This is a genomic window from Dietzia aerolata (genome assembly GCF_014144865.1).
Classification (GTDB): domain Bacteria; phylum Actinomycetota; class Actinomycetes; order Mycobacteriales; family Mycobacteriaceae; genus Dietzia; species Dietzia aerolata.
The window spans coordinates 1-2,569 of the sequence record NZ_JAALDM010000031.1 but is presented as its reverse complement, the minus strand read 5'-3'; the positions used below and the strand labels follow the sequence as shown (position 1 = coordinate 2,569).

At 69.4% G+C, this 2,569-nt stretch carries 2 protein-coding genes and 1 pseudogene; 2 read left to right on the top strand and 1 reads right to left on the bottom strand.

The features are described from left to right. Positions 1-96: 96 nt before the first annotated feature. Together G6016_RS02430 and G6016_RS02425 are read left to right on the top strand one after the other, a co-directional pair. The gene (locus G6016_RS02430; RefSeq protein WP_182631117.1) at positions 97-1,395 is read left to right on the top strand and encodes a cytochrome P450; all 1,299 of its coding nucleotides are present in this window, start codon (positions 97-99) and stop codon (positions 1,393-1,395) included. Positions 1,396-1,572: 177 nt separating this feature from the next. Continuing rightward, on the top strand, positions 1,573-2,184 hold the full coding sequence (locus tag G6016_RS02425; RefSeq protein WP_338403481.1) for a putative glycolipid-binding domain-containing protein: 612 nt from the start codon (positions 1,573-1,575) through the stop codon (positions 2,182-2,184). Between the two features lie 170 nt (positions 2,185-2,354). Here G6016_RS02425 and G6016_RS02420 read toward each other — a convergent pair. Next, positions 2,355-2,569: pseudogene (locus G6016_RS02420) on the bottom strand (hypothetical protein); the annotation flags it as partial.

Below are 2,569 nucleotides of genomic sequence, written 5' to 3'. Positions count from 1 at the left end.
TGCCGGCCGGTCCGGATTACCGGATCGGCGTCCGCCGACAACTCCGTATCGCCCGATCGGCTGCGTTCGCGGCCGTGTGCTCGTACCGTGTCCGACATGGACGTTCGTCTACCTCCGGGGCCCCGGCTCCCGAATCTGGTGCAGGTGCTGCTCGCTCTGGCCGCCCCCGCGGTGATCTTCCCCGCGGCGGCGAAGCGGTACGGGGTGCCGTTCACGCTCACGATGGCGCCGAATCGACGAAAAATCGTGGCGGTGTCCGAGCCTGATCAGGTCAAGGACGTGTTCGCCGGATCTCCGTCGGTCTTCCACGCGGGCAAGGGAAATGACCTGCTGCGGCCGCTTCTCGGCAACCATTCGCTGCTGCTGCAGGACGGCGACGAGCACGCGCGGGCCCGGCGGCTGTTGGCGCCGGCATTCGGGCGGCGCGAGATCGCCGGCTACCGCGGTCTGGTCGAGGAGGTGACGGTGCAGCAGCTCGACCGCTGGCCACGCTCGGGCCGGGTGCGCGCTCACCTGCTGCTCAACGAGCTGACGCTCGAGGTCATCTTGCGCGTGGTGTTCGGGGTGTCCGATTCGAAGCGGCTCGACCGGATCCGGCCGATCGTGGGCCGCGCCGTCGACGCCGGACCCGTGGTGATGATCGGGCTGGGCATCCCTGCGTTGCACGGGTTCGGGCCGTGGCGTCGCGAGATCGACGACCTGGCGACCATCCACGATTTCCTGGGTGAAGAGATCGACGCGGCCCGCCGCGATCCGGCACTGCCCGAGCGTCGCGACTTGCTGGCGCTGCTGGTGCGGGCCTCCGCCGAGGATGCCCAGGGGCTGACGGATGAGGAGCTGCGCGACCAGCTCATGACGCTGGTGGCGGCGGGGCACGAGACCACCGCTACCGCGATGGCCTGGGCGATGCTCGAGCTTGCCCGCCACCCGGACGTGCAGGATCGGTGCGTCGAGGAGATGGAGCAGGGCGGCACCGAGTATCTGGACGCGGTGATCAAGGAGGTGCTTCGCCTGCACCCGGTGGTCCCGATGGTGATGCGGGAGCTGCAGGAACCGACCACCGTCGGCGGACGCAAGTACCCGTCCGGGGTGACGGTCTCGCCGTCGATCGTGCTGGCACACCGTTCGGCCGAGGCGTATCCGTCGCCGCAGGATTTCGATCCGCAGCGATTCCTCGGCGACGTGCCCACGCCCACCACGTGGCTGCCGTTCGGCGGTGGCGCGCGGCGCTGCATCGGGGCGTCGTTCGCGATGATGGAGGGCCAGGTCATCCTGCAGCAGCTGCTGCAGCAGTACCGGCTCGAGCGAGTGGGCAGCGGTCGCGAGTGGCCGCGCGCACGAAACGTGACGCTGTACCCGTGGCGGCGGGCCCGCGTCGAGCTCCGGCCGCGCTGATCCCAGCCGCCCTCCGGCCGCGCTGATCCCGCAACCATCCGGCCGCGTCTGTCATCGTCAGACCGGCCGCCTGCCCGCCGCCATCAGCCCTGGAAACGGCCGCGAAGCAGCGGCGTGCCGGAGGGTTTGATGGGGGCGGATGTGCGTTTACCCACTTCATTCCCTACCGTGGAGTCTGTGAATGCTTCTCAGTCGCCCGCGCCGCTGTCCGAAGCACAGCGTGCCTCGGCCCCCCGCATGTACACGTGGATCTCTGAGACCGGCAGGGTGATCGAGCAGGTCAGGGTCGTCCCGAAGGGTGACACGATCCGCGCCCGTGGACGCATCGTCTCGGCCACCCACTCCGATCATGACGCCTTTACGGTCGAGTACGAGGCGGAGGTCGCAGCTGATCATTCGCCGCGCCGCGTCCGGCTCACCTCGACCACCGAAGCGTACGAGCGCACCATCGACCTGGTGCGCGACGCCGAGGGCGCCTGGCTGCTCGACGACCCCACGGACACCCGCTCCCGCGTCGGTGGCGACGGCATCAAGGACGTCGACGTCACTTACAGCGTGTTCTTCGCCAGCCTCATGATCCGCCGTCTCGGGCTGGACACTCAGCAGGGCTCGGAGGAGGCGAATGTGCTGTCGGTGGATTCGCTGACCCTCGAGGTCACCGAGGACACGGTCACCATGTCCTCGGATGACGAGCACGTCCACGGCATCACCGCCACCGCGTCGACCAGCGCCACCGTCGACCCCGACGGCATGATCCTCGAGGTCCCGGGCCTGAGCCGCAGAGTCTGATCGAGCCCCTGCCCCCTCGATCCGCCCATCGCTTCTCGATCTGCCCATGCGGCCTCGACTTACCTATCTGATGTCGAGTTGCCTATGGGGCCCGCTGTGCACGTCGCATTCCGATGGGCAGGTCGAAGCGCGATAGGTAGATCGCACTCTGATGGGCAGATCGACTCGCGTCAGTCGGCCAGCGCCACCGCGTGGCCCTGCGCCCCCGCGGCCCGCAGCACATCCAGCCATCCCGGCGCACCAGGCCGGATGGTGACCGGCCCATCGCCATCGCCGTCGCCGTCTGAATCCCGCTCCGCCTGCGACTCCCGCGCCCCCTGCACAGCCTCGTAGGCGCGGCGCGCGCGGTGCCCGTCATCGACCAGCGGCCCCAGCGTCCCCTCCG

Coding starts and splice junctions, on each gene's coding strand:
- G6016_RS02430 (WP_182631117.1), top strand. CDS start 97: ATGGACGTTCGTCTACCTCCGGGGCCCCGGCTCCCGAATCTGGTGCAG.